This is a genomic window from Gordonia sp. WA4-43 (assembly GCF_020520305.1).
GTDB classification, from domain to species: Bacteria; Actinomycetota; Actinomycetes; order Mycobacteriales; family Mycobacteriaceae; genus Gordonia; species Gordonia hongkongensis.
Map to the genome: position 1 here is coordinate 4,602,733 of NZ_CP084736.1, position 26,767 is coordinate 4,629,499.

Annotated in this window: 21 protein-coding genes and 1 pseudogene; 10 read left to right on the plus strand and 12 right to left on the minus strand. The window is 68.4% G+C overall.

Going from position 1 to position 26,767, the window contains the following annotated elements:
- The gene (locus tag LEL84_RS20815; RefSeq protein WP_226512687.1) at nucleotides 1-3,216 is read right to left on the minus strand and encodes a BTAD domain-containing putative transcriptional regulator; all 3,216 of its coding nucleotides are present in this window, start codon (nucleotides 3,214-3,216) and stop codon (nucleotides 1-3) included.
- A gap of 74 nt (nucleotides 3,217-3,290) precedes the next feature.
- Here LEL84_RS20815 and LEL84_RS20820 point away from each other — a divergent pair, with 74 nt between their 5' ends.
- From LEL84_RS20820 to LEL84_RS20845, 6 genes and pseudogenes are all read left to right on the plus strand, one after another.
- Nucleotides 3,291-3,986 (plus strand): hypothetical protein, encoded by a 696-nt coding sequence (locus tag LEL84_RS20820; RefSeq protein WP_226512688.1) that lies wholly within the window; start codon nucleotides 3,291-3,293, stop codon nucleotides 3,984-3,986.
- Between the two features lie 125 nt (nucleotides 3,987-4,111).
- The gene (locus LEL84_RS20825; protein WP_065631738.1) at nucleotides 4,112-4,663 is read left to right on the plus strand and encodes a YceI family protein; all 552 of its coding nucleotides are present in this window, start codon (nucleotides 4,112-4,114) and stop codon (nucleotides 4,661-4,663) included.
- 307 nt (nucleotides 4,664-4,970) lie between these two features.
- Nucleotides 4,971-6,686 (plus strand): adenylate/guanylate cyclase domain-containing protein, encoded by a 1,716-nt coding sequence (locus tag LEL84_RS20830; RefSeq protein ID WP_058253918.1) that lies wholly within the window; start codon nucleotides 4,971-4,973, stop codon nucleotides 6,684-6,686.
- A gap of 90 nt (nucleotides 6,687-6,776) precedes the next feature.
- Nucleotides 6,777-7,667 (plus strand): annotated as a pseudogene (locus LEL84_RS20835) (oxidoreductase).
- Between the two features lie 93 nt (nucleotides 7,668-7,760).
- The gene (locus LEL84_RS20840; protein WP_065631740.1) at nucleotides 7,761-8,096 is read left to right on the plus strand and encodes a hypothetical protein; all 336 of its coding nucleotides are present in this window, start codon (nucleotides 7,761-7,763) and stop codon (nucleotides 8,094-8,096) included.
- On the plus strand, nucleotides 8,057-8,416 hold the full coding sequence (locus LEL84_RS20845; protein ID WP_226512689.1) for a hypothetical protein: 360 nt from the start codon (nucleotides 8,057-8,059) through the stop codon (nucleotides 8,414-8,416). Before LEL84_RS20840 ends, LEL84_RS20845 begins: the two co-directional genes overlap by 40 nt.
- Before the next feature lie 5 nt (nucleotides 8,417-8,421).
- Here LEL84_RS20845 and LEL84_RS20850 read toward each other — a convergent pair whose 3' ends face one another.
- The 6 genes from LEL84_RS20850 to LEL84_RS20875 form a co-directional block, all read right to left on the minus strand.
- Complete coding sequence (locus tag LEL84_RS20850; protein ID WP_226512690.1) at nucleotides 8,422-8,940, minus strand: hypothetical protein; 519 nt, start codon at nucleotides 8,938-8,940, stop codon at nucleotides 8,422-8,424.
- A 301-nt stretch (nucleotides 8,941-9,241) separates the two neighbouring features.
- A complete protein-coding gene (locus LEL84_RS20855; RefSeq protein WP_226512691.1) occupies nucleotides 9,242-9,871 on the minus strand; it encodes an alpha-ketoglutarate-dependent dioxygenase AlkB in 630 nt (209 codons plus the stop codon).
- A gap of 41 nt (nucleotides 9,872-9,912) precedes the next feature.
- A complete protein-coding gene (locus LEL84_RS20860; RefSeq protein WP_065631742.1) occupies nucleotides 9,913-10,197 on the minus strand; it encodes a GIY-YIG nuclease family protein in 285 nt (94 codons plus the stop codon).
- A gap of 734 nt (nucleotides 10,198-10,931) precedes the next feature.
- Nucleotides 10,932-12,650: a GMC family oxidoreductase N-terminal domain-containing protein gene (locus LEL84_RS20865; RefSeq protein WP_226512692.1), complete on the minus strand. Its 1,719-nt coding sequence runs from the start codon at nucleotides 12,648-12,650 to the stop codon at nucleotides 10,932-10,934.
- A complete protein-coding gene (locus tag LEL84_RS20870) occupies nucleotides 12,647-14,233 on the minus strand; it encodes a flavin-containing monooxygenase (protein ID WP_226512693.1) in 1,587 nt (528 codons plus the stop codon). Before LEL84_RS20870 ends, LEL84_RS20865 begins: the two co-directional genes overlap by 4 nt.
- Nucleotides 14,226-14,807, minus strand: coding sequence for a TetR/AcrR family transcriptional regulator (locus LEL84_RS20875; RefSeq protein ID WP_159370251.1), 582 nt, complete (start codon nucleotides 14,805-14,807; stop codon nucleotides 14,226-14,228). Before LEL84_RS20875 ends, LEL84_RS20870 begins: the two co-directional genes overlap by 8 nt.
- A gap of 75 nt (nucleotides 14,808-14,882) precedes the next feature.
- On the opposite strand from LEL84_RS20875, the gene LEL84_RS20880 reads away from it, so the two are divergent.
- Entirely contained in the window at nucleotides 14,883-15,866 is a 984-nt protein-coding gene (locus tag LEL84_RS20880) for an LLM class F420-dependent oxidoreductase (protein ID WP_226512694.1), read from the plus strand.
- A 435-nt stretch (nucleotides 15,867-16,301) separates the two neighbouring features.
- On the opposite strand, the gene LEL84_RS20885 is transcribed toward LEL84_RS20880, so the two are convergent.
- Nucleotides 16,302-17,468, minus strand: coding sequence for a pyridoxal phosphate-dependent aminotransferase (locus tag LEL84_RS20885; protein WP_226512695.1), 1,167 nt, complete (start codon nucleotides 17,466-17,468; stop codon nucleotides 16,302-16,304).
- A 97-nt stretch (nucleotides 17,469-17,565) separates the two neighbouring features.
- Between LEL84_RS20885 and LEL84_RS20890 the strand changes: the two genes are divergently transcribed.
- From LEL84_RS20890 to LEL84_RS20900, 3 genes are all read left to right on the plus strand, one after another.
- The gene (locus LEL84_RS20890) at nucleotides 17,566-19,242 is read left to right on the plus strand and encodes a serine/threonine-protein kinase (protein ID WP_226512696.1); all 1,677 of its coding nucleotides are present in this window, start codon (nucleotides 17,566-17,568) and stop codon (nucleotides 19,240-19,242) included.
- Between the two features lie 141 nt (nucleotides 19,243-19,383).
- Nucleotides 19,384-19,656: a type II toxin-antitoxin system Phd/YefM family antitoxin gene (locus tag LEL84_RS20895; protein ID WP_068970595.1), complete on the plus strand. Its 273-nt coding sequence runs from the start codon at nucleotides 19,384-19,386 to the stop codon at nucleotides 19,654-19,656.
- Nucleotides 19,653-20,051 (plus strand): type II toxin-antitoxin system VapC family toxin, encoded by a 399-nt coding sequence (locus LEL84_RS20900; protein WP_068970594.1) that lies wholly within the window; start codon nucleotides 19,653-19,655, stop codon nucleotides 20,049-20,051. The genes LEL84_RS20895 and LEL84_RS20900 overlap by 4 nt, the downstream gene beginning before the upstream one ends.
- A 7-nt stretch (nucleotides 20,052-20,058) precedes the next feature.
- Here the strand turns inward: LEL84_RS20900 and LEL84_RS20905 are convergent, their stop codons facing one another.
- The 4 genes from LEL84_RS20905 to allB form a co-directional block, all read right to left on the minus strand.
- Complete coding sequence (locus tag LEL84_RS20905; protein WP_321179980.1) at nucleotides 20,059-21,726, minus strand: DNA repair helicase XPB; 1,668 nt, start codon at nucleotides 21,724-21,726, stop codon at nucleotides 20,059-20,061.
- A 75-nt stretch (nucleotides 21,727-21,801) separates the two neighbouring features.
- Entirely contained in the window at nucleotides 21,802-22,731 is a 930-nt protein-coding gene (locus tag LEL84_RS20910; RefSeq protein ID WP_068970593.1) for an oxygenase MpaB family protein, read from the minus strand.
- A 55-nt stretch (nucleotides 22,732-22,786) separates the two neighbouring features.
- The gene (locus tag LEL84_RS20915) at nucleotides 22,787-25,135 is read right to left on the minus strand and encodes a helicase-associated domain-containing protein (protein WP_226512697.1); all 2,349 of its coding nucleotides are present in this window, start codon (nucleotides 25,133-25,135) and stop codon (nucleotides 22,787-22,789) included.
- Between the two features lie 42 nt (nucleotides 25,136-25,177).
- Nucleotides 25,178-26,551, minus strand: coding sequence for an allantoinase AllB (gene allB, locus LEL84_RS20920; RefSeq protein ID WP_226512698.1), 1,374 nt, complete (start codon nucleotides 26,549-26,551; stop codon nucleotides 25,178-25,180).
- Between the last annotated feature and the right edge of the window lie 216 nt (nucleotides 26,552-26,767).

Here is a 26,767-nt window from a genome sequence, read left to right on the forward strand (position 1 = left end):
TCAGCCGGCGACGAGTCGCTGCTCGGCCCGACGCACGTAGGGCCGGGCTCCCGTGTCGCGGGCCACCCGGACGGCATCCTGCAGGTCGGCGGTTCCATCCAGCCCGACGACCTCGCGCGCGGTTCCGCGGTACAGCGTCGCGGGTCCCAGACACACGAGTCCGGGCCATTGCACCACCAGGCCCGACGACCAGTCGGCGGTGAACGGCTCGATGCGGCGGCAGATCTCACCAGCGGCGTCGCGGTGACGGGAATCGCGAGACACCGCGTAGAGCGTCTCGATGAGCAGTGGAACGCGCGCCACCACGCGCGAACCGGCCCACTGGTCGACGTCCGCGGTCAGCTCCGTCGCGAGTTCGAGGGCACGGTCGAGGTCGCCGCTCTCGGCGGCGCCCAGTGCGATCACCAGGGCGAAATCCTCGTCCACCTCTTCCGCGAGCGCATCGAACGGCGGCAACGCCGAGGCGAGCTCGCCGCGGTGCCACGCGGCGATCGACGCGCTGGTCGCCATCGACGACTCGGCGAGAAGTCGTGCACGGTCGGACAGCCCGCCGACCGTCGCAGCGAACCTCTCGGTCAGTGCCGTGCTGGTGTCGTAGTCGCCACGTAACAGCGCGATCATCACCTGCCACCACAACTGCATCGTCTCCACATCGGTACCGCCGATACGTCCGGCGAGCCGGGTGAACTCGGTGGACAGGCGTCGCGCCAGACGCAGATCAGCCGCCTCCAACGCGCAGACACGTTGCAGATGCAGCGCGGTGGCGCGTCTGTGGAGGTCGCCGGCCGACAGTTCATACAGCTCCCGGGCGATCTTGCGTCGATCCGCCAGACGGTCGGGAACCCACCGGACGAGGAACTCGGCGAGGTCGATCTCGAAATCCACGGCACCGCTGTCGTGGACGACACGTGCGGCACCGAGATGGTCGTCGGCGCCCGGCAAGCCGAGGACGGTCAACCGGGCTGCCTCCGATGCGTGAAGGCGCGCAACCACTTCGGGGTCCAAGGCCTCGCCGTGCGTCAGTGCCTCGCGGGCGAGAGCGGCATGGTCGGTCTGGACGACGCCGTAACCGGACCAGTAGCCCGCGACCCCGTTCGGTGCCGACAGCAGTGCGGTCTCGGCGAGCGCGGGCCAATCCCGCGTCAGCCGACTCACCGTCGCCGCCGATTCGAAAGAGTCCGCAGCCGAATCGAACTCCCCGATGCGCAGCGCGGCGGTGCCGGCGATCCGGCGCAATTCGACGGTCGAGTGGGAGTCGAGTCCGGGCAGACCGAGCCCTCGTCGTGCCAGGTCGAGCGCGCGATGATCGGCCGTAGCCGAGAGTGCGCGGTGGGCCGCCCCGATGCATGTGCGAGCGGCGACGGCGGTCGAGTCCTCGTCGACGGCGCACTCGACGCGGTGCACGGCCAGTGACTCGAGATCGTCGGGACGCACCGCTTCGAACGCAGCGGCGAGCCGCGCGTGCGCCTCGATCCGTTGCTCGCGCGAGAGGTGGTCGGCGAGCCCCTTCGTGACGCTCGCAAGCTCGCTCCTCAGGGGGCTGGTGGTGATGCTCGCAAGCTCGCTCCTCAGGGGGCTGGTGAGCCCGCTGCGCACTGCCTCGTCGGCCACGCCCTGACCGAGGGTGCGGGCCACCTCGGTGAACACATCGTCGGGGAGATCGCCGCCTGCGATCGTCACGGCCGTGACGAGCGCACGGGCGCCAGGGGAGAGATCGCCGAACCGCGTCGAGTACATCGATCGGGCCGGATGGTCCCGTTCCGGCGGCGCCCCGGTCCAGGCGATGGCGCACAGTTGTTGCGCCACACCAGGATTGCCGAATGACTGCGCGACCAGCGCGTCCGCGTCGACCCGGCCCGTGTCGCCGAGCTGCTCGAGACGCCGAACGATCAACGCGCGCATGTCGTCGGAGCCGAGTTCGGTCAGACGCACCTCGGCGACCGGCCCGTGCCGGTTCAGTGTCGACCGGAGGATCTCGACGGGCTCGGCGTCGGGGTCGCGGCAGGTGACCAGGACCGTCATCGGTGCCTGTCCGATACCTGCAAGCACGCGTCCCAGCACAAGAGCCGAGTCGGCGTCGAGCCACTGGGCGTCGTCGACGAGTAACACCGATCGCCCGTGCTCGGCGACGTCGGACCAGATGCGGGCGGTGAGGTCGGCGACGATTCGCGTCGTCGGTACGGAGACCGGGGACTCGCCGAAGAGTTCCTCGAGGCCGCCGAACGTCGGTCCGGGCGGGCCGGGTCGGCCGATGAAACGGCGGGCCGCGGCATTGTGCCGTGCGATGAGGTGCTCGACCAGCGCGGTCTTCCCAATGCCCGACGGGCCGAGGAGGACCACACCCGCGGGACGGTCCGCGCCGGTTTGCCAGACCTGTTCGAGCACTGCGTGTTCGGCGACTCGGCCGATGAGTTCGCGTACCGGCTGCGGCGTGGCGGAGGTGGCGGAGAGCGGCGAGACCGCGGGAGACGGGTCGAGCAGGTCGTCTTCCAGCGCGACCGTGTCGGGATGCGGATCGAGACCCAGGTCGTCACGGAGGGCCTGCCGGAGTCGGCGCAGTACGCCGAGGGCGTCGACCGTGCGTCCGTCGTCGTGCAGCGCACGAGCAAGGGTCCGCGCGGCGCCCTCGCGGTAGGGGTCCCGTTGACACAGCGGCGTCAGCAACGCGACCGAGCGACGGTACTCGCCGACCGTGCGCAGCGCGTCGGCTGCGGTCTCGGTGAACTCGGCACGTATCTCCGCGAGCCGGACGAGTTCGGGTGCGATGTCGGCGATGTCGGCGATCTCCGGAAGCGGTTCGCCCCGCCATAGTTCGAGCGCTCGGCACAACACCTCTGCGCCGGCCCGGGGGTCGGACCGGACGAGCTGCAATCCCTCCTGGCCGAACTGGTCCAGCAGATCGAGGTCGGTGACTGCGCCGTCGCAGTGCAGTAGGTATCCCGCGGGGACGGTGTCGATGCGGACGACGCCGGTCGGGGCGAGCGAGCGTCGAAGCCGGGACACGTATCCGTGCAGTGTGCTCGCCGCCGACGCCGGTGGACGACCACGCCACAGGAGCTCGGTCACCCGCTCAGGCGAGCACGCGGTCCGTTCCGCGGCGAGGATGGCAAGCAACTCGGCGTGCTTGCGGGCTGTCATCGGGATCGGCGACCCGTCGGCAGCCGTGACCGACAGTGGACCCAGGACCCGGATCGCCAGATGTGGTTCAGAAGCCAACTCACGCGCCGTTCGTCGGGTCGCACCAGTCGCGCACAAGGCTAACACCAGCGCGGGTTGTCAGCGTTGCCGTCATGACAACCACTGCACACACCCAGAACCAGAACCACGACGCGTCGGATGGCGACACACCCGGCCCGTTCCGCAGCCCGAGCTGGCCGGTCCTACGCCATCTCAGCGGCGGGGCCCTGACCCTCGGCGGAGTCGCCTGCATCGCCGGCGGGACGTTGCATCCCATCGTCGACGGCGAGGCCCACTCCGTGGAGGCGCTGCAAGCGGTGGGCTCACCGTGGGCGCAGATCCTGCTCGCCGTCGGCACGACGCTGCTACTGCTCGGCCTGCCCGGGATGTACGCGTGGCTGGCACCCCGGATCGGGATCGCCGGGCTGATCGGCCTCGTCGCCTACGCGGTCGGCAATCTCGTCACCGCGACCGGGCACCTCATCGTCGAGCTGTTCGTCGCGTACCCGTTCGCGCATGACCCGGACAAGGCCGCGCTCATCGCCGCCGACGACTCGATGCTGGGCACCACCGCGTTCGAGCTACTCAACACGGTCGGCGGGCTCGTGATGCTGGTCGGTATGGGGATGTTCGGCGCCAGCCTCATCCGCAACCGGGCGGTCCCGCTCTGGATCGGCATCCTCACCGTCGTCGGCATGGTCGGTTTCATGCTGCCGATTCCCGCGGTCGCCGGGATCTCGGGATTCATCTACGAGGCGCCGCGTGGAATCGCCATCGCCGCGATCGGAGCACTGATGGTTCGTCGGTGATGTAGATCACAACGCCGGTGGGGATGAAATCGGACCGCGGTCCGGTTAGTGTCTGGTGATGGGTCGCGAAGGCCCACCAGCCATCGATCGAGACCCGAACCGAAAATTTCTGGAAGGACCACGACATGACCTCCGCCACCACCGTCAAGGCACCCATCCCCGCCGGCACCTGGACCATCGACACCGTGCACTCCGCGGTGAACTTCTCCGTGAAGCACCTCATGGTCAGCAAGGTCCGCGGCAGCTTCGACACCTTCTCCGGCACCATCACCGTCGACGAGAACGGCACCCCCGCCGTCCAGGCCGAGATCGACGTCACCTCCATCAACACCCGCAACGAGCAGCGCGACGGCCACATCAAGTCCGCTGACTTCTTCGACGCCGAGAAGTACCCGAAGGCCACCTTCGTCTCCACCGGCGTCCGCCAGAACGGCGACGACTACCTCCTCGACGGCGACTTCACCCTCAAGGGCGTCACCAAGCCCGTCACGCTCGAGCTCGAGTTCGAGGGCACCAACCCCGGCATGGGCCAGGGCGCCGTCGCCGGCTTCGAGGCGAAGGTCGTCATCAACCGCAAGGACTTCGGCATCGACATCGAGATGCCGCTCGAGGGTGGTGGCGTCGTCGTCGGCGACAAGATCACCATCACGCTCGAGATCGAGGCCCTGCAGGCCTGATCCGCACGATCCCCGATGGACCGGCACCGTGAGGTGCCGGTCCATTTGTGGTTTCGACACGCCGCGTGGCCGCTTCGCGTCCGCGTGGCGGCTCAACCAGCGGGGGATGGCCGCGTGGCCGCTTCGCGTCCGCGTGGCGGCTCAACCAGCGGGGGATGGCCGCGTGGCCGCTTCGCGTCCGCGTGGCGGCTCAACCCGCGGGGGATGGCCGTGTGGCCGCTTCGCGTCCGCGTGGCGGCTCAACCAGCGGGATGGTCGGCTCTCCCTTGGGTAGGCTTCGGGGAACGCCGTCAGGCAGGAGAAGCCGATGGGACGACCACGCCGGACCCGTCGTGGTGTGCCGTGGACACGTCTGCGCCGACGCACCGCGGGTTTCTTGTGGGGCACCTCGACGGTTCCGAGCCCCCGGGGATGGGCCCGGATCGGCCCGCCCATGCGCAGCAAGATCGCCCTGCACGCCACCGTCACCGCGATGACCGCCGTGATCGCCAGCAATACAGTGATCGGCGTCGAGACCTTCTTGCTCGTCCAACTCGCCTTCAACGGCGGCCAACTCACCTTCGACGAGACGCTGGGCGCGCCGAATTTTCCCGTGGTCGTGGGTGCGATCATCGTCGGCATCCTCACGAATCTGCTGTTGGGGATGCTGGCGGTCCGGCCCCAGCTGCGCTGGTTCATCAGCTGTCAACCCGCCGACCATGCCCGTCGACGCGCCGTACAGCGGATACCGATCGTGCAGCTCGGAGTCACGGTCGTCTCCTGGAGCGCGGCGGCGCTGTTCTACGTGTTCATCGCCGAAGAGCTCACGACCGCGACCGTGGCGGGCGTCGCCGTGGCCTTCGCGCTGGCCGGTATGTCGAGTGCCTGTCTCACCTATCTGTTCGCCGAACGCGCCGCCCGCCCCCTGGCCGTCGTCGTCCTCGAGGACTTCCCCACGAACCACGTCATGAACGGTGTGCGCGTGCGGATGCTGGCCGTGTGGGCGGTGAGCTCGGCGGTGCCGATGGTCGGTTTGTTGACGGTCAACGCGGGGCGCTGGACCGGTCTGCTGCCCGATGTCTACGGCGCGGTCGACTGGACGACCGTGATCCTCTGCCTGGTGGGCCTCGCATCCGGAGCCCGTGTCATCGCGCTTGTGGGGCAGGCGATCACCGATCCGCTGACGGAGATGCGCCGGGCGGTGCACCGCGTGGACCACGGCGACTACAAGGCTCGCGTGCCCGTGTACGACTCCTCGGAACTCGGTGTGCTGCAACACGGTTTCAACAGGATGGTCGAGGGTCTCGCCGAACGGGACCGCATGCGTGAGATATTCGCGCGACACGTCGGCGACACCGTGGCCGAGCTCGCGATCTCCGACGGTGTCGGCATGCACGGCACCAACACCCGCGTCGGCGTCCTGTTCGTCGACATCGTCGGATCGACGGGGCTGGCGCAGCAGCGTAGTCCGGACGACACCGCCGCCCTGCTCAATGCCTTCTTCAGCATCGTCGCCGACGTCGTCGATCAACATTCGGGCTTCGTCAACAAATTCGAGGGCGACGCCGCGCTCGCCGTCTTCGGCGCGCCCGTCGAGATCGACGACCCCGCGGGCGCCGCGCTCGGCGCCGCCCGCGACCTCGCGGACCGGCTCGCCAGCAGCCTCGACATCCGTTGGGGGATCGGCGTTTCCTACGGGGAGGCGTTCGCCGGCAACATCGGCGCCGAACGACGCTACGAGTACACCGTCATCGGCGACCCGGTCAACGAGTGCGCTCGGCTGTCCGACATGGCCAAGACCGGACGCATCCCGGCTCTGGCCAGCGGCGCGGCCATCGACGCCGCCGGCGAGGAAGCGCAGGAGTGGAAGCTGCTCGGCACGCGGATCATGCGCGGGCGTTCCGAGCCCACCGCCTTCCATGCGCCGATCGAACTCGTCGAGCGGTTGGGGACGTCGACCAACCTCATCGCGGAATTGCTACGGCCCGCGCGTCGCATCGTCGGCGCCAACCCGTTGCGGCTGACCACATTCTTCGGCGGGTGACTCGTTGACGCCTTCCGGGTGTGTCAATAGCGTGGGTCGCACGAGCCCGGCGTCGGTGCCGGGCGAGACAACGCATCCCAGGGGGTCGCGATGAGTGGTTGGACGACAGCGGACGTGACGGACCAGACGGGCCGGACGTTCGTGGTGACCGGCGCCAACAGCGGTCTCGGGTATCAGACCGCGAAGGTGCTCGTCCGCGCCGGTGCCGAGGTGGTGCTGGCGTGCCGGAACACCGCCAAGGCCGATGCCGTGGCGTCGGAGCTGGGGCCGAAGGCGACCGTCGCCAAACTGGACCTCGCCGACCTCGAATCCGTGCGAGCCTTCGCCGCCGGGGTGACCGGCGCCGACGTGCTGATCAACAACGCGGGACTGATGGCGGTCCCGTTTCGACGCACCACCGACGGTTTCGAGATGTAGATCGGCACCAATCATCTCGGGCATTTCGCTCTCACGGCGCTGCTGCTGCCGAAGATCACCGAACGGGTGGTCACCGTGTCGTCGACGATGCACCAGATCGGCGACATCCAACTCGACGACCTGAACTGGGAACAGCGCCGCTACCGGCGCTGGCGGGCCTACGGCGACTCCAAGATGGCCAACCTGATGTTCGGCAAGGAGCTCGCCGCACGGCTGGCGGCGGCCGGGTCGTCGAAGAAGTCGTTGATCGCCCATCCGGGTTACGCCTCAACGGAATTGCAGGGCAGAAGCGAGAACTTCTTCGACTTCTTCGCGAAGCTGGGCAACAAGCTGCCGATCGCCCAGCCGGCGGCCGACGGGGCGCTGCCCCAGCTGTACGCGGCGACCCTGCCGGATGCGAAATCCGGGACGTTCTACGGGCCGACGCAGTTCTTCGGGATGCGCGGCGCCCCCGGACGCAGCGGTTACAAGAAGGCCGCCGACGACGTCGAGTTCCGGACCGCGCTCTGGGAGGAATCGGAGCGGCTCACGGGGGAGAAGTTCGACGTCGGGGCCGTCGGCTGAGAGCCGAGTCACCGCCTCGTCCGTTCCCATGATCGGACGAATGATGTTCGAGATAGAGAACTTCGGACGCTTGCGTGCCTTAGATTTCTCGGCATGACTCTCTCGAAACGTTCCTTGCGCATCGTCCTGGCCGGAGCGTCATGCGTTGCCGGCGCGACCTTCTCCACCGTCGCGGCCCCGTCGGCATCGGCCGAACCCACCGGTTGCGTCGCCGGGGCGGCCGTCGTCGTCGCCGCGTCCTACTGCAGTGGTGGTACGGGGGAGCATCGGGTGCAGGCTGCATGTCTGGACTCGACCATGGTCGCGACACTCACCAACGCAAACGGCCCCTGGCGCGCACCGGGGCAGCTGTCGGTCGTGACCATCGGCGCTCAGACGAACGTCGGGAAGTGCATACTCCCCGTCATCGCGATCACGGGCGTGCGGTGATCCTGGCGCGCACCCTGGTTGCCGGCGCCCTGTGCGTCGGCAGTGCTGCGCTGTCGGCGGTGTCCGCGTCCTCGGCATCGGCCGAACCCACCGGTTGCGTGGCGGGGTCGGCGATCGTCGTCTCGGCGTCGTACTGCAATGGTGGTACCGGTGAGCACCGGGTGAAGGCGGGCTGCATCGTTCCGTCGCTCGCCGCCACGACCTTCGGTGCGTACGGGCCCTGGAGAAGCCCTGGCCAACTGTCGGTCGTGACCATCGGGGCGCCCACGCGAGCAGGGGAGTGCATTCTCCCCATTCAGGTCTTCGTCGGGGTGCGCTGAGGCGACTACTGCACGCTGAACGCGATGCTGTTCGACGCGCCCGAGATGGTGTCGGTGACGCGGATCGTGAAATCGCCTGCGCCCCTGAAGACCCAGGACTTCACCGCGGTGCAGTCCTGGGTCTTGAACAGCGAGGCCTGCTTGGGGACCTTGGGTCCGGACAGGCGGACCTCCATACGGCACTCGTTGCCGTCGACGATCGGCCCGGCGTCGATGATCGAGTTCCAGCGCACGCCCAGACGCGAGTTCTTCGGATAGGTGTTGGGCACGACGGCCGCGGTGTTGTTCGGCGTGTACACCCAGACGTTGATCGACTTGATGCCGTTCGGTGCGCCGGGGCGGCCGAGCTTGCCGTAGTGCGTGACCTTGTCGCCGCCGGACGAGCCGAGCGCGGCGCTGCCGGAGTCGAGGCTGCCGCTCGCGCTTCCGAAGAGTGTGTCGAGCGGGTTGGCGGTCGCCGGTGCGACGGGCAGTGCCAGTGCGGCGGTGGCGAGCAGGGCGGCGGCGATACGGGTGCGCTTCATCGACTTCTCTCGGTCCTCACGTTTATAACGAAATGATTAAAGCACGAGGATCGGCGTGTGCGTAGACAACTGCCCCCGCTGGTTGAGCCGGCCCCGAGCGGATCTGCTGGACAGAGCAAGCGACGAAGGAGCGCGTCGAGGTCGAGGCGCCGTGTCGAAGCCACTTGGTGACCGCCCCTGCTGGTTGAACCGGCTCCGAGCGGAGCGAGGCGCCGTGTCGAAGCCACTTGGTGACCTCGACGGGCGCGGCGTTCTCGCTGCGCTCGGTCGACGCTGCTCGGCCAGCGGAGGGCGGCCCAGGTCACCACACCCCGGGCGGCCGCAGTTGAATGCTGATCCGGGCACCGACGCCGCGCACCTTGGGAACCGCGTGCTCCCAGGTGCGCTGACAACTGCCGCCCATGACGAGTAGGTCGCCCGACGACAGCGTGAATTTCAGTGACCGCCCGCCACCGCGGGGTCTGAGCATTAATGGCCGAGGTGAACCGAGCGAGATGATGGCGACCATCGTGTCGTGTGTGGATGCCCGGCCGATGCGATCGCCGTGCCACGCAACCGAGTCATTGCCGTCGCGATAGAGGCTGATCCCGGCAGTCGCGAATCCCTCCGGCAGTTCGGCGCGGTAGTGCTCGGTCAATGCGGCGCGTGCGCCGGTGATGATCGGGTCGGGGAATCGGTCATCGGCCTGGTAGATCGAGACGAGCCGCGGGACCTCGACCACCCGCTCGTACATACGACGACGCTCGGCCCGCCAGGGGACGCACTCGAGGAGGCGGTCGAAGAGCTCGTCGGCACCACTGATCCAACCGGGACACAGGTCGACCCACGCCCCCTCGGTCAGCGGACGGCGCGAGATCGATGTCGACAGGTCGCCGAGCGTCGGCTCTGCAGCCTGCTCGGAGAACAAAGAGCCCTGGGTGCCGAGAGACATGACTTCAGGCTACACCCAGGTCGCACGTGTGTTCGAGCGCCTTATCCAGGATTCGTGCGCGACAGTTCCGGAAGCAGGTCGAACCGTCCTGCGACGAGGGCGGACCGTTTCGCGCGAGACCAGCCGTGGACACGGCGCTCGGCCGCGTAAGCCTCGCCGATGTTGGGAAACTCCTGCTGGAATACGAGCCGGACCGGCCGACGAGGACGCGTGTAGCGCGAGCCGTTTCCGGTCTGGTGCTGGTCGACTCGATGCTCGACGTTCCGAGTACTCCCGACGTACAGCGTGCCGTCGGAACATTCGAGGATGTAGAGAAAGCCACTCATGGTGTGACTGTCGAGGATTGCTGCGACAAATCGGTCGATGCCTCCACAGCCAGCGGATCGTGATGAGTCTGTCCACAGGGTCGTTGGCAGGTTTCGCAGATCGGTCGCCAAGTGGCTTCGACTCGGCGCCTCGCTTCGCTCGGTGCCGGCTCAACCAGCGGGGGTTGGCCGAGCGTCGCGGGGAGGTCGCGTGCGTTGAGGTCACTTCGCATGATCGGTCGCCAAGTGGCTTCGACTCGGCGCCTCGCTTCGCTCGGTGCCGGCTCAACCAGCGGGGGTTGGCCGAGCGTCGCGGGGAGGTCGCGTGCGTTGAGGTCACCTCGCATGATCGGTCGCCAGGTGGCTTCGACTCGGCTCCTCGCTTCGCTCGGTGCCGGCTCAACCAGCGGGGGTGGGCCGAGCGTCGCGCGGAGGCCGCGTGCGTTGAGGTCACTTCGCAGATCGGTCGCCAAGTGGCTTCGACTCGGCGCCTCGCTTCGCTCGGTGCCGGCTCAACCAGCGGGGGTTGGCCGAGCGTCGCGGGGAGGTCGCGTGCGTTGAGGTCACCTCGCATGATCGGTCGCCAGGTGGTTTCGACTCGGCGCCTCGCTTCGCTCGGTGCCGGCTCAACCAGCGGGGGTGGGCTCTGCTCGCCGAGTGGCTTCGACTCGGCGCCTCGACCTCGACGCGCTCCTTTGTCGCTTGCTCGGCCCGGCGGCTTCGCTCGGTGCCGGCTCAACCAGCGAGGGGTCGGGTCAGCCGGCGCGTGTGGCGTCGGAGACCGGCGTGATCGGGAGGCGCAGCGCGCCGGGCGCGTGGGCGGGGACCGTCGGGTGGTGGGGCTCCACCGGCTCGACGGGCCGGTACGCCGCACCGAGCTCGGGCCGCGGGTCGGCCTCGCCGGCATTGGGCCACATCGCCAGGGCGCGTTCGGCCTGCGCGGTGATGGTCAGCGACGGGTTGACGCCGAGGTTGGCCGAGACGGTCGCACCGTCGACAATGTGCAGCCCCGGGTGGTTGAACACCCGGTGGTACGGGTCCACCACGCCGTCGGCCGCCGACCGTCCGATCGAGCAGCCGCCCAGGAAATGGGCCGTCATCGGGATGTTCAGCAGGTCGACGATGGAACCGCCGGCGTCGCCGTCGATCTCGCGTGCGACGGCGCGCACCGCCTCGTGGCCCTCCGGAATCCACGTCGGCGGGGGATCGCCCTCGCCCTGCCGGCTGCGCAGCATCGGGCCGAAACGACCTCGGCGGGAGAACAACTCGAGCGAGTTGTCGGCGGTCTGCATGACGAGTGCGATGATGGTGCGCTCCGACCAGCGTCGTACCGAGAGGCCGCGCAGCGTGATCACCGGGTGACGGACCATCTCGATCAGCGCCTGCAGCAGTCGCGGCAGCGGACCACCCCCGTCGACGAGGATGGCCTGCAGCATGCCGATCAGGTTGCTGCCCTTGCCATATCGCACGGGTTCGATGTGCGTGTGGTCGTTGGGATGGAACGACGACGTGATTGCGACACCCTCGGTGTAGTCGATGTCGAGGTCGCGTGCGGTGGCGGCCAGGACCGCCTCGGAATTGGTGCGGACCACCTTGCCCAGGCGAGACGACAGCCCGGGCAGGTGGCCGCCCTGCTGCATGTCCAGCAGCAGCTTGTTGGTGCCGTAGGTGCCGGCGGCGAACACCACGTGATCAGCGGTGAAGGTGCGGCGCCCACGGCGCGACCAGCGTCGGCCCGACCGGTGCGACTCCACGACGTACCCGTCGCCGGAACGCGGCCGGACGGTGTCCACGGTCGTCATCGGGATGATCTCGGCACCGGCCTGTTCGGCCAGGTAGAGGTAGTTCTTGACGAGCGTGTTCTTCGCTCCCACCGGACATCCCGTCATGCAGGCGCCGCAGTCGGTGCACCCGGTGCGTGCCGGGCCGGCGCCGCCGAAGAACGGGTCGTCGACCGTCTTGCCCGCCTCGCCGAAGAACACGCCGACCGGGGTGTGGACGAAGGTGTCGCCGACGCCCATCTCCTCGGCGACCTTGCGGATCACGCGGTCGGCGGGCGTCACCTTCGGATACGTGGTCACGCCGAGCATGCGTGAGGCCTGGTCGTAATACGGGTCGAGCTCGGATGCCCAGTCGGTGATCGATCCCCAATGCGGGTCGTCGAAGAACGCCGGCAGCGGACGGTACAGGGTGTTCGCGTAGTTTAGCGATCCACCGCCGACGCCCGCACCGGCCATCACGAGCACGTCGCGCAGCAGGTGCATGCGCTGCACCCCGAACAATCCGAGCGCGGGTGCCCAGACGTAGTCCTTGAGGCGCCAGCTCGTCTTGGGCAGGTCGCCGTCGGAGAAACGCCGACCGGACTCGATGACCGCGACGCGGTAGCCCTTCTCGGTGAGTCGCAGGGCCGCAACCGATCCGCCGAAACCGGAGCCGATGACGATGGCGTCGTAATGGTCAGGGGTGGAACTCACGGTGCGACGGTCCTCTCGGTGTCGGATTCGGTGGTGTCGGATGCAGCGTCTGATCCGGTGGTGACGGCCTGGTCGACGGGTGCGACGGGGATCGCGGCGTCGAAGCGGTGGTCGGTGGGTTCGAAGGACGACATCATCCGGCGGAAGTCGCTCGTGAACTTCGGCCACATCACCGAGTTGCGACCGGTGGAGTCGAGATACCAGCTCGAGCAGCCACCCGAATTCCACACGGTGCGTTCGAGTTCGGGATCGAGCTCGGAGTTGTAGCGGTCCTGCGCGTCTTCGGTGACCTCGAAGGTCGACCGGCCGCTACGCGAGAGTTCGGCGAGGGCCTTGCTCATGTAGTACGCCTGCGGCTCCAGCATCAGCACGATCGAGCTGTGACCGAGATTCGTGTTGGGGCCGTACAGGAAGAACAGATTGGGGAAGCCGTGGACCTCGACCCCGCGGTAGGCGCGCGGTGAACCCTTCCACGCCTGGGCCAGCGTGCGGCCGTCGCGCCCGGTGATCGCCGACGCGATGGGCGGCTCGGTGGGGGTGAACCCGGTCGCGAAGACGACCGTGTCGACCTCGTGCTCGCGACCCTGATCGTCGACGGCGCCGCGTGCGGTGAGACGGGTGATCGCGCCGGTGACGGTCGCGTTGTCACGCTGGAGTGCGGGGAACCACTTGTTGGTCAACAACATCCGCTTGCAGCCGATGGTGTAGTCGGGGGTGAGCCGACGGCGTAGCGCACGGTCGCGGACCTGGACACGCAGCTGGGCCAGCGCGATGGTCTTCGCGATCGGCAGCAGCTTGGGATTGCGGGCCATCATGAGGACGTAGGCCTCGCGATAGGTCCACACCATCCGCCGGACCAGGCGGTGGATACCGGGAACCCGACGATAGAGCGCGCGTTCGAGGGTGCCGATGTTGCGGTCCAGACGCGGGACGACCCAGGCGGGGGTGCGCTGGAAGACCGTGAGATGCCCGACCTCGTCCACGATCTCGGGCACGATCTGGATCGCCGACGCGCCGGTGCCCACGATTGCGACGCGTCGACCGTGCAGGTCGTGGGAATGATCCCAGTCGGCGGAGTGGAACATCGTGCCGGTGAACTCGTCGGCGCCGGGGACGGTCGGCAGGCCGGGTTCGGACAGCGCACCGGGCGCCGCGACCAGGTAGCGGCACCGGATCTCACCGTCGGTGGTGTCGACGACCCACTCCTGCGTGCCACCGTCCCAGCGCGCCGACGTCAGCGCACAGTTGTATCGGATCTGATCGGCGAAATCGACTGCGACCGAGCGTAGATACCGATGGATCTCGTCGCGACGACCGTAGGTGTGCGACCACTCCGGGTTCGGCGCGAACGACAGCGAGTACAGCGACGTCGGGACGTCGCAGGCCGCGCCCGGGTAGTCGTTCTCGCGCCAGACGCCACCCGCGCCGTCGCCGCGCTCGATTGCCAGGGTCTGCAGCTGCGGATGGTCCTTGCGCAGACGATGCAGGGCGGCGAGGCCGCCGAATCCGACGCCGACGACGAGGACGTCGACGCGCCGGGGCAGCGTGTTCTGCTGCGGGAGAGTCGGACTGGGTTCAGTCATGAGACAGGAGTTCCTTCCATACGGGCAGGAGTCGGTCGAGCAGCGCGCGGTCGGCGTCGGGCGAGCGCAGGATGCGCGACACCGCGAGTCCGCGTGCGAGTTCGATGGAGAGTTCGAGTTCCGCGGCGGTGTACCGGTCGCCGAACAACTCGGCACAACCGACGGCGAGGGCGTCGGAGACCTGTTGTTCGAGCGGGATGATCGCGGTTCGTAGCCCGACGTCGCAGCGGGCGGCGACCCACAACTCGAGAGCGGCGTCGAACAGTGGGCCGCTGAACGCCTCGACGAGGATCTCGAGTCCCTCGTCGCCCGTGCGGGGCCGAGACAGGATCTCTGCCAGTCGCCGTTCGACGAGGTGCCCGACCGCGGCGACCACCAGTGATTCCCGGGTGGGGAAGTGATGCAGGAGCGCCCCGCGGGAGATGCCGGCGCGGCGGTTCACCTCTTGCGTGGTGGTGGCTGCGTAGCCGACGTCGACGAGGGCGTCGACGGTCGCGTCGAGGATGAGCGCACGGGTGGTCGCGGTGCGTTCGGCCTGCGTACGACGACGTGGGGCTCGGGTGGGTTCGGTCACATCAGCGACGATAGCACAAACAGTCCGGACTGCTTGTAAGTTTCGGAAGAGTTTTCCACCGGTACGTTGGACCTCATGCGATTCGGACTCTTCATTCCCCAGGGCTGGCGTCTCGATCTCGTGGGTGTGGAACCCGCGGACCAGTGGGGGGTGATGTCGTCGGTCGCCGACCGCGCCGAGTCGGGCGGCTGGGACTCGATCTGGGTGTACGACCACTTTTACACCGTCCCGCTGCCCACCGACGAGGCCACGCATGAGGCGTGGACTCTCGTGGCCGCCCTGGCCGCCACCACGAGTCGGGTCGAGATCGGCCAGATGTGCACCGCGATGGGTTATCGCAACCCGATGTACCTCGCGAAGGTCGCCGCCACCGCGGACCTGATCTCCGGCGGTCGCGTGCAGATGGGCATCGGTGGCGGCTGGTACGAACACGAATGGCGTGCATACGGTTACGGATTCCCGTCGGCGGGTGAGCGGCTGGCGCGGCTCGACGAGGGCGTGCAGATCATGAAGCAGGCCTGGGAGACCGGACGGGCGACGCTCGACGGCAAGCACTACAACGTCGACGACGCCATCTGCGCCCCGCAGCCCACGGCCGGGCGGCTGCCACTATGGATCGCCGGCGGCGGGGAGAAGAAGACGCTGCGTATCGCGGCCAAGTACGCCGACTACACCAACTTCGACGGCACGCCGGACGGGTTCGCGCACAAATCGTCCGTCCTGCAACAACATTGCGCCGACCTCGGACGCGACTTCGCGTCGATCACCCGCTCGGCCAATTACAACGTGATGCTCGGCGAGACCGAGGCCGACGTGGAGCGCAAGCTCACCGACCTCGAAGCCCGGCTGAGCAAGATCGTCGGGCCCGACGCTGCCTCCGGCAGTTTGGGCGCGTTCCGGGGGATGCCCGCGGTTGGGACGCCTGAACAGGTCGCCGAGAACCTTCGCGGGCTCGCCGACGCCGGGATGTCCTACGGGATCTGCTATTTCCCGAACATCGCCGGCGACCGTGAGGACCTCGAGATGTTCGAGCAGCGGGTGATCCCGGCGCTGCGCTGAGCCGCATTGCCCCGCCCGCTGGCCGAGCCTCCTTCCGCTGGCCGAGCTTGTCGAGGTCACCAAGTGGCTTCGACTCGGCGCCTCGCTGCGCTCGGGGCCGGCTCAACCAGCGGGGGTGGTCACCAAGTGGCTTCGACTCGGCGCCTCGCTCCGCTCGGTGCCGGCTCAACCAGCGGGGGTGGTCACTAGGTGGCTTCGACTCGGCGCCTCGCTCCGCTCGGGGCCGCTCAACCAGCGGGGGTGGCTTCGACTCGGCGCCTCGACCTCGACGCGCTCCTTCGTCGCTTGGCTCGGCCCGGCAGCTGCGCTCGGGGCCGGCTCAACCAGCGGGGGTGGTCGCCAGGTGGCTTCGACTCGGCGCCTCGACCTCGACGCGCTCCTTCGTCGCTTGCTCGGCCCGGCGGCTCCGCTCGGTGCCGGCTCAAGCAGCGGGAATCAGAGCCGGCGCAACCGCTCGGCGGCTTCGGCGATCACCTCGTCGCGTTTGGCGAAGGCGAACCGGAGCATGTGGTGCCAGGGTTCGCGGTCGTCGGTGAACACACAGACCGGCACCGCGGCCACGCCGATGCGTTCGGGCAGCGTTCGGCAGAACTCGATGCCGTCGTCGACGCCGAGGGGACGAGGGTCGGCACAGACGAAATAGGTTGCCTCGCTACGGTGTACGGCGAAACCGGCGTCGGACAGCGCGGTCGAGATCAGGTCGCGTTTGGCCTGCAGCCCCCGCGCCGACTCGCGGACCCAGTCCAACTCGTGCTCCAGCGCGTGTGCCACCGCGGGTTGGAACGGCCCGGAGCCGACATAGGACATGTATTGCTTCGCCGTCCGCGCCGCGCCGACGAGCTCGGGCGGACCGCTCACCCAGCCGACCTTCCAGCCGGTGCAGTTGAAGGTCTTGCCGGAGCTGGAGATACGCAGCGTGCGTTCCCGCATACCCGGTAGCGCCGCGAGCGGGGTGTGCGTCCGTCCGTCGAAGACGAGGTATTCGTAGACCTCGTCGGTGACGGCGATGACGTCGTGCTCGACGCACAGCCGTGCGATCTCGGCGAGGTCGTCGGTCGACAGCACGGTCCCCGTCGGATTGTGCGGGCTGTTCACCACCACCATCGACGTCTTCGGCCCGAAGGCCGCGGCGAGCCGCTCGCGATCAAGACGGAAGCCGTCGCCGTCGGGGACCAGCGGCACGACGCGCCGCACACCCCCGGCCATCGCGACAGCGGCGGCGTAGGCGTCGTAGTAGGGCTCGATCATGATGACCTCGTCACCCGGCTCCACCAGACCGACGACGGCACCGGCGATCGCCTCGGTCGCGCCGACCGTGATCAACACCTCGCGGTCGGGGTCGTAGTCCAGGCCGTACCGGTCACGCTGCTGCCGCGCGACCGCGTGCCGCAACTCCGGCACACCGATACCCGGCGGGTACTGATTGCGACCGTCACTGATGGCTTCGCGCGCGGCATCGAGCATCGATGCCGGCCCGTCGGTGTCGGGAAAGCCCTGTCCGAGGTTCACGGCGTCGTGCTCGACGGCCAGCGCCGACATCTCGGCGAAGATCGTCGTGGTGAACGGACGCAGGCGGTCGACTGTCCGGTTCGCGGATGACATGTTCCAACAGTGGCACAGGTCCTCTCTTCAACGGTCGCGGTGGGCGCTGCGGGGGTGACAGACTGACCCCAGTCGCCGACACGGGTGAGGAGGAGCGATGCCGCGCAATCCCGGCGAGCACTTCGCCGGCTACACCATCATCCGACTCGTCGGCCGGGGTGGCATGGGCGAGATCTACCTTGCGCGGCACCCGCACCTGCCACGGAACGAGGCGCTGAAGGTACTGCCCGCCGATCTCAGTCGCGACCCGATGTACCGGCAGCGGTTCGTCAAAGAGGCCGAGCACGCCTCGAGCGTCGTCCACCCGTCGATCGTGACGATCTTCAATTCCGGTGAGTACGACGGCCACCTATGGATCGCGATGGAGTACATCGACGGCATCGACGCGCTGAAGCTGCTTCGGCAGAACCCGCGGGGACTCGACACCGCGACGGTGATCGCGATCGTGCGCGCGGTGGGCGCCGCGCTCGACCGGGCCCACGCGACGGGGCTGCTTCATCGCGACGTCAAGCCGGCCAACATCCTGCTGCAGGGCGCGGGTGGTCCGGAGCCGCGAGTGTTGCTCGCGGACTTCGGAATCGCCAAGTCGGAGCAGGACGTCAGTCATCTCACCTCGACCAACGTCTTCCTCGGCACCGTCGCGTATGCCTCACCCGAACAGTTGCTCGGCGATCCGGTCGACGGCCGCGCCGACCAGTACGCGCTCGCGGCCACCGTCTTCGAACTGCTCACCGGGCGGCCGCCGTTCCAGGGTGCCGGCACCGCGTCGATCATCGCCGGCCACCTGCAGGCGATGCCGCCGCGACCGTCCACCCTGCGTCCGGGTATCTCGGGCGATGTCGACGCAGTGTTCGGTCGCGCCCTCGCGAAAGAGTCGGACCGCCGGTACGGGTCGTGCCGCGACTTCGCCGTCGACCTCGAACGCGCGCTCACCGTTCCTCAGCTGTCCAAGGAGCCGACGGTGCGCGCACCGTCGCCCGTGCCGCCGGTTCCGGTGGCCCCGCCCGTTCCGGTGAACCCCGTGTCCTATCCGCAAGGGCCGCAGCAGTATTCGCCTTACCAGTCGCAACCGGGGACCTACCTCGGCGGGTTCCCCTCGCAGGGTGGCTACGCGCCACCACCACCGAAGAAGCGGTCCGGGCTGCTGATCGCACTGGGGTCACTCGCGGCCGTCCTCGTTCTCGCGATCGCGGCCGGGGTCGTCTACGTCGCGACGCAGGTGTCGAGCGCCCCGACCGCGAGCGACACCTCCACGTCGCGGTCCACCACGGCCGCTGGACCGCAGACCCCGACCTCCGGCGCCGGCACGTCTGCTCCCCGCACCACCGACTCCTCCACGTCGCCGGTCAACGGACCGGGTGACGTGCAGGTCGGCGAGTGCATCGGCATCGCGACCGACTCCGGGTCGGCGACGAGCGTGAACGCGTCGAAAGTCGACTGCGACTCGGCCGGTCTCAACTTCTACACCGCGTCGAAGATCGCCGCGTCGTCGTCGTGTGCGAGCCCGCAGAACTCGACGCTCACCTTCCCGGGCAGCTCCGACAAAGTCTGTCTCACACCGAATTTCTACGAGAATCTGTGCTATCTGGTGCCGCTGTCGGGCGGCTCCCTCGCCGACTACCGGGAAGCCTCCTGTACGAGCGCCGCAACGGCGCAGACCGTCCTCGCCCGTGTCACGACGCGGTCGGATGCGTCGGTGACTTGCGCGGGCGAGGAGACGACATGGGTCTTCTACGAGCCGGAGTCGATCGGGTACTGCCTCGTAGAGATCTGACCCTTCGTGACGCGCCCTCCGCAAGCTCCGGGCGCTCCTCAGGGAGCAGGGGGCAGGTCGTTCTTCCGGATCAGGGAGCGGAAGGTGAGGCTCCTCCGGAAGCACGGGGTCAAGTAGCACTTCAGGTGCTACCCTGCAGGAATGAGGACGATCGGTATCCGCGAGCTCAGGCAGCACGCCTCGCAGTATCTGGCGCAAGTCGAGGCCGGGGAAGAGTTGGCCATCACCAACCGAGGCCGCACGGTTGCGCGGTTGGTCCCGGTGTCTGCGGGGGAAAGAAGTAGAGACGCGCTCATCGAGGCCGGGATACTCGTGCCGGCCCGCCGTGCGGGCGGCATAACCGGACTGCACCCCGAGACGTTGCCGACGCGCGCGCTCACTGAAGTCCTCGACCAGGTTCGCGAGGATCGTTGATCTATCTCGACACCTCAGCGATGGTGAAACTCGTGGTGCGCGAGGCCGAGACCGCACCGCTGATCGAGTGGTTCGCGCTGCATCCAGGGGTCCCGACGGTGACGAGTGCGCTGGGACGAGTCGAATTGATGCGCACCGCGTTGCGTGATGGCAGCCCGGGCCTTCATGAGCGAGCGCGTGATCTCCTCGATGCTCTGGACGTGATCCCGCTGAGCGCCGCCGTCATCGACATCGCCGAATCGATCGGCCCGTCCTCGCTGCGCTCGCTCGACGCCTTGCACTTGGCCTCGGCAACCGTGATCCGCGCCGAGATGACCGCGTTCGTCGCCTACGACCAGCGACTCACGGCGGGTGCGTCTGCGCTCGGTTATCCGGTGGTCGCTCCAGGCGCCTAGTTGTGACTCAGCCGGCTGAACCCTCACCGATCGTCGGGCCGAGGAGGTCGTCGGCGTCGGTGATGCGGTAGGCGTATCCCTGCTCGGCGAGGAACCGTTGGCGGTGCGCGGCGTAGTCGGCGTCGAGGGTGTCGCGCGACACCACCGAGTAGAAATGCGCCTGTCCGCCATCGCGTTTCGGGCGCAACAGCCGGCCGAGGCGCTGGGCCTCCTCCTGGCGTGACCCGAACGTCCCCGACACCTGCACCGCGACCGACGCCTCGGGGAGGTCGATGGAGAAGTTCGCCACCTTGGACACGACAAGGGTCTGCAACTCGCCGGAGCGGAACCGGTCGAACAGGACCTCGCGTTCCTTGTTCTTCGTCGATCCCTGGATCACCGGGGCGTCGAGTTCGCGGCCCAGTTCCTCGAGCTGATCGATGTACGCGCCGATGATCAGGGTCTGCTGACCCCGGTGCTTGTCGAGGATCGCCTTGACCACGTTGACCTTGGTGTGGGCCGTCGAGCAGAGCTTGTACTTCTCCTCGGGTTCGGCCACCGCATACTGCAGGCGTTCCTCGTCGGTCAGGGTCACCCTGACCTCGACGCAGTCGGCCGGGGCGATCCAGCCCTGTGCCTCGATGTCCTTCCACGGGGCGTCGTAGCGCTTGGGTCCGATCAGGCTGAAGACGTCGCCTTCGCGGCCGTCCTCGCGGACCAGGGTCGCGGTGAGGCCGAGTCGACGACGCGATTGCAGGTCGGCGGTCATCCGGAAGACGGGTGCGGGGAGGAGATGGACCTCGTCGTAGATGATCAGACCCCAGTCGCGGGAGTCGAACAGGTCGAGATTCTTATACTCGCCCTTCGACTTCCGCGTCATCACCTGGTAGGTGGCGATGGTGACGGGACGGATCTCTTTGCGCTCGCCCGAGTACTCGCCGATCTCTTCCTCGGTGAGCGTCGTGCGTGCGATGAGTTCACGTTTCCACTGGCGGCCGGCGACCGTGTTGGTCACCAGGATCAGCGTCGTCGCGCCGGCCTTGGCCATCGCCGCCGCGCCGACCATCGTCTTGCCGGCACCGCAGGGGAGCACCACCACGCCCGAGCCGCCGGCCCAGAACGAGTCGGCTGCCATCTCCTGGTAGTCACGCAGCTGCCAGTCGTCCTGGGCGAGGTCGATGGCGTGGGCCTCGCCGTCGACGTATCCGGCGAGGTCCTCGGCCGGCCAGCCGACCTTCAGCAGCACCTGCTTGAGGCGACCCCGCTCGGACGGGTGGACGATCACCGTGTCGTCGTCGATGCGGGCACCCAGCATCGGGGCGACCTTCTTGTTGCGCATCACCTCGATGAGGACGGCCTGGTCGAGGCTGACCAGGGTCAGCCCGTGGGCGGGATGCTTGACCAGTTGCAGCCGGCCGAACCGGCCCATGGTGTCCACGACGTCCATCAGCAGCGGCTGGGGCACCGCGTAGCGCGAGTATGTCACGAGTGCGTCGACGACCTGTTCGGCGTCGTGACCTGCGGCGCGGGCGTTCCACAGTGCGAGCGGGGTGACCCGGTAGGTGTGGACGTGCTCGGGGGCGCGTTCGAGTTCGGCGAAGGGTGCGATCGCCGCGCGCGCCGCCGCGGCGTCGGGGTGATCCACCTCGAGCAGCAGCGTCTTGTCGGATTGCACGATCAGGGGTCCATCGGTCACCCGCTCCATTGTCCAGATCGCACCGACGATTGTCAGCGTCGGGCCTGCGCTGTGACGAGAGTGACCTCGGCGAAGTCAGAAGACGGGGATACCGAGCTTGCGGCGCACCCGCAGATCGATGATGTTGAGCCGGAAGATTCCGCGCAGTACGGGTGCCACCAGTGGGTCGACGCGGCGGAAGCCGGCGAGCGCCCGCTGATAGCGGCGTTCGTCGCGTTCGGTCCACCGCCACCGCATCATCGTGCGGAACTCCGGCGGCAGCCCGGCCTTGATCGCGTAGGCGAGCGACGGCCCGATCGTGGCGTGGAGCAGCGTGCCGAGCTTTCCGACGCGGTACTCCAGGAAGGACAGGTCGGCGAGGCTGCGGAGCTCGTCGCGCACCGGGTCGTCGATGCGCAGCGAGGACAGTTCGGCGTTCCAGTAGACGAGCAGATCGTCGTAGGTCGCCGGCCACTTGTCCCGGGGAACGTTGAGTGCGGTGCCCAGCGGGTGCGCCTCGGTGAGCACCATCTGCTTCTCCTCGGCGCTCAGCGGACCGTAAAGCAGTTCGTACTGGTCGATGAAGTACTTGAGCAGACACACCGCGACCCACAGCTGCAGACGCGAGTCGTTCCCGCTGTAGCGGACGGGACTCGACTGGGTGGAGTACACCTCGTCGTGGATGCGGCCGACGGCCTCGTGGATGTAGGCCTTGTCGTCGTCGGAGCCCATCAGTGCGACGGCGAGGAATGTGCCGGTGGTGCGCCCCCGTTTGATGGGTCGCTTGATCGCATTGCCCGACGGCACACGGCTCTCGTGGACGCCGTACCCGACCTTCGGATTGGCGAGCTGCATGATCACGTTGGTGCCGGCGAGAGAAGGCCCGATGGCGGTGACCAGATCGACCGGCCGCTTCACCCGGCGACGCTTCGGCGCGGGTTTCATCCGCGCGACGAGGTCGTGCTGGTAGGTGTCGGCGACGAGGCCGAGATGTTCGCGAGCGGGGAGTTTCGGTGCCGCGGTCATACCCGAGGCTACCAAGGATGAGACGTCTTTCACATGATGTCTCTACCCGCTGGACTCAGGCGTCGAGCAGCTCGACGCTGGTGAGGCGGTGCAGCGAGAACCGTTGCTCGTCATTACTGCCCTCCTCGACGGCCACGAGCTGGCCGGCGCCGAGGATTTTCGGGGTCACCACATGCCGGCTCGCCGATCCCTGTGCGTCGACGTATCCCACGCGCAGCCTGCGGTTGGCGCGCAGTGCGAGCTGGATGAGCGCGGTGGCGGATTCGCCTCCGCCGCTCGCCCGCACCGGGGTCGTCGTGACGGCGCCGCGCACCGGGGTCGCCGCCGCCGCCCGGTCGGTCGAGCGGATGCGGGTCACCACCGACCGCAGCTGTGCCTCCGACGGCGCGTTCCGGCGTGGCTGGGCCTGCCGACGTGCCCGTGACACCGAAACCCGGCTGCCGCGTTCGCGGAGGTCGACCAGGGCTCCGGACGAATCTTCGCCCGCCGGAGCGAATCCCGCCGCCCGCAGCTGATCGATCACGTCGCGGACCTCCGACGGCGACACCGCGACCGTGGGGGCCAGCGCGCGAAGCGCGAGCGGTTCGGCGGCTGCGCTGCGCAGCACGGCGGCCAGCACCGTCGGGTCCTCGCAGCGGATGAACGCCGACGCGACGCCCACGCGCAACTGGCCGTGGCGTCGTGCGACGTCGTCGATGAGATACGTGAGTGACTGTGGCACCGGGGTTCTCGAGTGTTTCGTGAACATCGAGAGCAATTCGTTGCTGCTGCGGCCCGCGTCGAGCGCTCGGCGCACGCTCTCGGGTGAGACCCGATAGACCGATGCCGCACCGCCCGATTCCAGATCGGCGACGAGCTCCACCTGTTCGGCGAGTTCGGGCGTCATCGGGCCGGGTACGGTCAGCGTCAGGTCGGCCTGGGTCAGGAAGTGGTCCACCGGTTCGGGCAGGGCCTTGCGCATCGCGGCGAGCACCGCGGCGTCGACGTCGGCGGGGTCGGAGTCCGGTGACTCCTCGATGGTGTACGCACGACCGACGGTGGTCAGAGCGTCATGCGCAACCAGGCCCAATTCCCGTGCCTCACGCAGGGTCTCGGCGACGACGCGGTGGCTGAAGCGCCGGATCTGACGGGGGCGGTGCCAATGGAGGTTCGCGAGGAGGGTGTCGGCGGGGACGCCCACCGCGGGGTCGGCGTGGGCGAGGGTGGACAGGATGAGCTGACGCTGCACCGGGGCGTACGCGTCGTGGAGGTCCGAGCCCAGCGTCGGCAGCGCGTTGCCGTCGCGATCGGGTTCGCCGACCTGCCAGGCGCGGCGCGGCATGTGCATCCAGGCGTCGGCCAGCGCGAGCCACTGGCGTTCGCGCGGTTGGTGCAACCAGGTGTCGGCGGTGGAGGTGGGCGCGAAGGACTGCTCGCCGGAATCGTTGGGCGGCGGGGGATCCGGGAAGCCCGCGTCGATGAGCCGGAGATAGGCGGCGAGTTCGACGAGGAACGCGACCCGCTGTGTCTCGAGACCGGTCAGCTTCGCCAGACGACGGAGCTCGCGGACGCCGAGCGCGCCGGAGCGGAGCACCGCCGCCGGCGTCGCGCCGAGGACCGCGATCAGCTGGGTGAGGTGACGGATGAGTTCGAGTGCCTCGCCGCCGGCTGCGGCGTCGACCGCCTTGGCCCCGAAACGTGGCTTCGCGCCGGGTTCGTGGAGCGGTGGCGGCTCCAACACGTCTGTGCGCCAAGCAGGTTCCTCGCGGAGCACGGCGCCCACCATCGGCGGTAGCTCGACGGTCTGATCGTCGATGCGCGCGAGGAGGCCCGACGAGATCAGTCGGGCGACCGGGGAGGACGGGTCGGCGTCGTGGGCCGCATCACGACTGCGGCCCAGGGCCGGACCGCGGGCGAGGGTGTGCAGCAGACCGAGGGGTCGCTCGTCGAGATCGGCGATCATCGCCGCGATCTCCTCGCCCGACCGCCCGACGAGCGGACCGCTGAGGTGCTTGGCCTTCCACGGCATCGCGGAGTCGACGTGTTCACCGGCGCACAGCGACGAGTCGTCGCCCCAGAGGATCGCGCGGTGTCGGAGGAGATCGAGGCGGGCGCGCACGGCGGCCGCATCGGCGCGGCTGGACAGGGCCTTGACGATCGTGGTGACCGACGGACGCCGCGACTTCTTCGGGCTGCGGCTGTGGCGGGCGGCGACCTCTTCCAGAACCGCGACGGCAAGGACGTCGAGATCCTCGCCGGCCAGGGCCAACGACGCCGCCGACAGCGCCCGTTGCGCCAGTACCCGCGTCCCCGACGGCGTCGGTGAGGCGAGGTCGGGGCGTTCGAGGAGGAGCTCGGTCAGCGCGTCGTCGGAACGCGCGGCCAACTCATCGGCCAGGCCGGTGTGCTGGTCATCCGAACTCATTCGGCCCAGCTTACCGGGGGCTCAGGCAGCGGGGACCGGGGCTCAGACGTCGCCGCGCCGGAGCATCCGGCCCCGGGCGGTCTCGAAGTCCACCTTCTGCCCGCGAACCCAGGTGCCCCTGACCACGCCGGCGAGCGCACGGCCGTCGTACGGGCTCACCGGATTCTTGTGGTGGAGGCGGTTGACGTCGACGATCTGCGCGGACTCCGGCTCGAAGATCGCGAAGTCGGCGTCGCAACCGAGGGCGATGCGGCCCTTCGTCGGCAGACCGGCGAGGTCGGCGGGTTTCGACGCCATCCACTCGATGACCTGCGGCAGGTCGATGCCGCGCTTCTTTGCCTCGGACCAGATGAGCGACAGCCCGAGCTGAAGCGAGGCGACCCCACCCCATGCGACGCCGAAGTCGCCGTTCTCGGGGTCCTTGAGGTCGACGGTCGAGGGCGAGTGGTCGGAGACGATGCAGTCGATGGTGCCGGCCAGCAGCCCCTCCCACAGCAGTTCACGGTTGCCGGCCTCGCGGATGGGCGGGCAGCACTTGAAGGCCGTCGCGCCGTTGGGTACCTCTTCGGCCAGCAGGGTGAGGTAATGCGGGCAGGTCTCGACAGTGATCTTCACACCGTCGCGCTTCGCGCTGGCCAGCATCGGCAGCGCGTCCGACGACGACAGGTGGAGGACGTGGGCGCGGACGCCGGTCCAGCGCGCCCGCTCGATGACCTCCGCGATCGCCAGGTTCTCGGCGCCGCGCGGACGGGACGCGAGGAAGCGGGTGTACTCATCGCCCTCGGGGGAGGGGGCCTTGTCGATGGCGCGGGAGTCCTCGGCGTGGACGATCATCAGCGAGTCGAATTCGGCGAGTTTGGCCATGTCGGCTTCCATCTCGTCGGCCGTCAGGTGCGGGAACTCGTCCACTCCCGAATGCAGCAGGAAGCACTTGAAGCCGAACACACCCGCGTCGTGCAGGCCGCGCAGATCGTCCTCGTTGCCCGGGATGGCGCCGCCCCAGAATCCGACGTCGATGTGTGTCTTACCTTGTGCCGCAGCACGTTTCTCGGCCAACGCGTCGACGTTCACGGTCGGCGGGATCGAGTTGAGCGGCATGTCGATGAGCGTGGTGACACCACCCGCGGCCGCCGCCCGGGTGGCCGAGTCGAAACCCTCCCACTCGGTGCGCCCGGGCTCGTTGACGTGTACGTGGGTGTCCACGAGTCCGGGGATCATGACCTGATCGTCGGCGAGCTCGATGACCTCGGCCCCGGTCAGTCCGCTGCCGAGGGGCTCGATCGCGACGATCCGACCGTCGCGGATACCGATCTCGCGGGCCACGATGCCGGCCGTGGTGAGAGTCTGTTCACCCCGCACGACCAGGTCGAACGGTGCGTCGGAAGTAGCGGCCGGGGCATCGGGTGTTGCGGTCATGGGGCGGGACTCCTTGCTGGTGCCGTGTCCGGTGTCGTTCCAGAGACTAACCCAGGTTATTCCTCATCATGGAATGAAGCTGCGTCATTTCGGAACTCAACTCGCGAGTAGGCCGGTGTCGTGCTATTGACAACGGCCTCGATCGTCAGGCTAACTGTCACGAACGCGGAAAATTCATTCCACATCACGGAACTCCGCGAGTGTAGGAGCGCGGTC

Bases quoted from the DNA above. Each gene is read 5' to 3' on its own strand.
- LEL84_RS20890 (WP_226512696.1), top strand. From the start codon at position 17,566: ATGCCGCGCAATCCCGGCGAGCACTTCGCCGGCTACACCATCATCCGA.
- LEL84_RS20915 (WP_226512697.1), bottom strand. From the start codon at position 25,135: ATGAGTTCGGATGACCAGCACACCGGCCTGGCCGATGAGTTGGCCGCG.
- LEL84_RS20825 (WP_065631738.1), top strand. From the start codon at position 4,112: ATGACCTCCGCCACCACCGTCAAGGCACCCATCCCCGCCGGCACCTGG.
- LEL84_RS20860 (WP_065631742.1), bottom strand. From the start codon at position 10,197: ATGAGTGGCTTTCTCTACATCCTCGAATGTTCCGACGGCACGCTGTAC.
- allB (WP_226512698.1), bottom strand. From the start codon at position 26,551: ATGACCGCAACACCCGATGCCCCGGCCGCTACTTCCGACGCACCGTTC.
- LEL84_RS20910 (WP_068970593.1), bottom strand. From the start codon at position 22,731: ATGACCGCGGCACCGAAACTCCCCGCTCGCGAACATCTCGGCCTCGTC.
- LEL84_RS20895 (WP_068970595.1), top strand. From the start codon at position 19,384: ATGAGGACGATCGGTATCCGCGAGCTCAGGCAGCACGCCTCGCAGTAT.
- LEL84_RS20830 (WP_058253918.1), top strand. From the start codon at position 4,971: ATGGGACGACCACGCCGGACCCGTCGTGGTGTGCCGTGGACACGTCTG.
- LEL84_RS20840 (WP_065631740.1), top strand. From the start codon at position 7,761: ATGACTCTCTCGAAACGTTCCTTGCGCATCGTCCTGGCCGGAGCGTCA.
- LEL84_RS20855 (WP_226512691.1), bottom strand. From the start codon at position 9,871: ATGTCTCTCGGCACCCAGGGCTCTTTGTTCTCCGAGCAGGCTGCAGAG.
- LEL84_RS20880 (WP_226512694.1), top strand. From the start codon at position 14,883: ATGCGATTCGGACTCTTCATTCCCCAGGGCTGGCGTCTCGATCTCGTG.
- LEL84_RS20820 (WP_226512688.1), top strand. From the start codon at position 3,291: ATGACAACCACTGCACACACCCAGAACCAGAACCACGACGCGTCGGAT.
- LEL84_RS20885 (WP_226512695.1), bottom strand. From the start codon at position 17,468: ATGTCATCCGCGAACCGGACAGTCGACCGCCTGCGTCCGTTCACCACG.
- LEL84_RS20850 (WP_226512690.1), bottom strand. From the start codon at position 8,940: ATGAAGCGCACCCGTATCGCCGCCGCCCTGCTCGCCACCGCCGCACTG.
- LEL84_RS20870 (WP_226512693.1), bottom strand. From the start codon at position 14,233: ATGACTGAACCCAGTCCGACTCTCCCGCAGCAGAACACGCTGCCCCGG.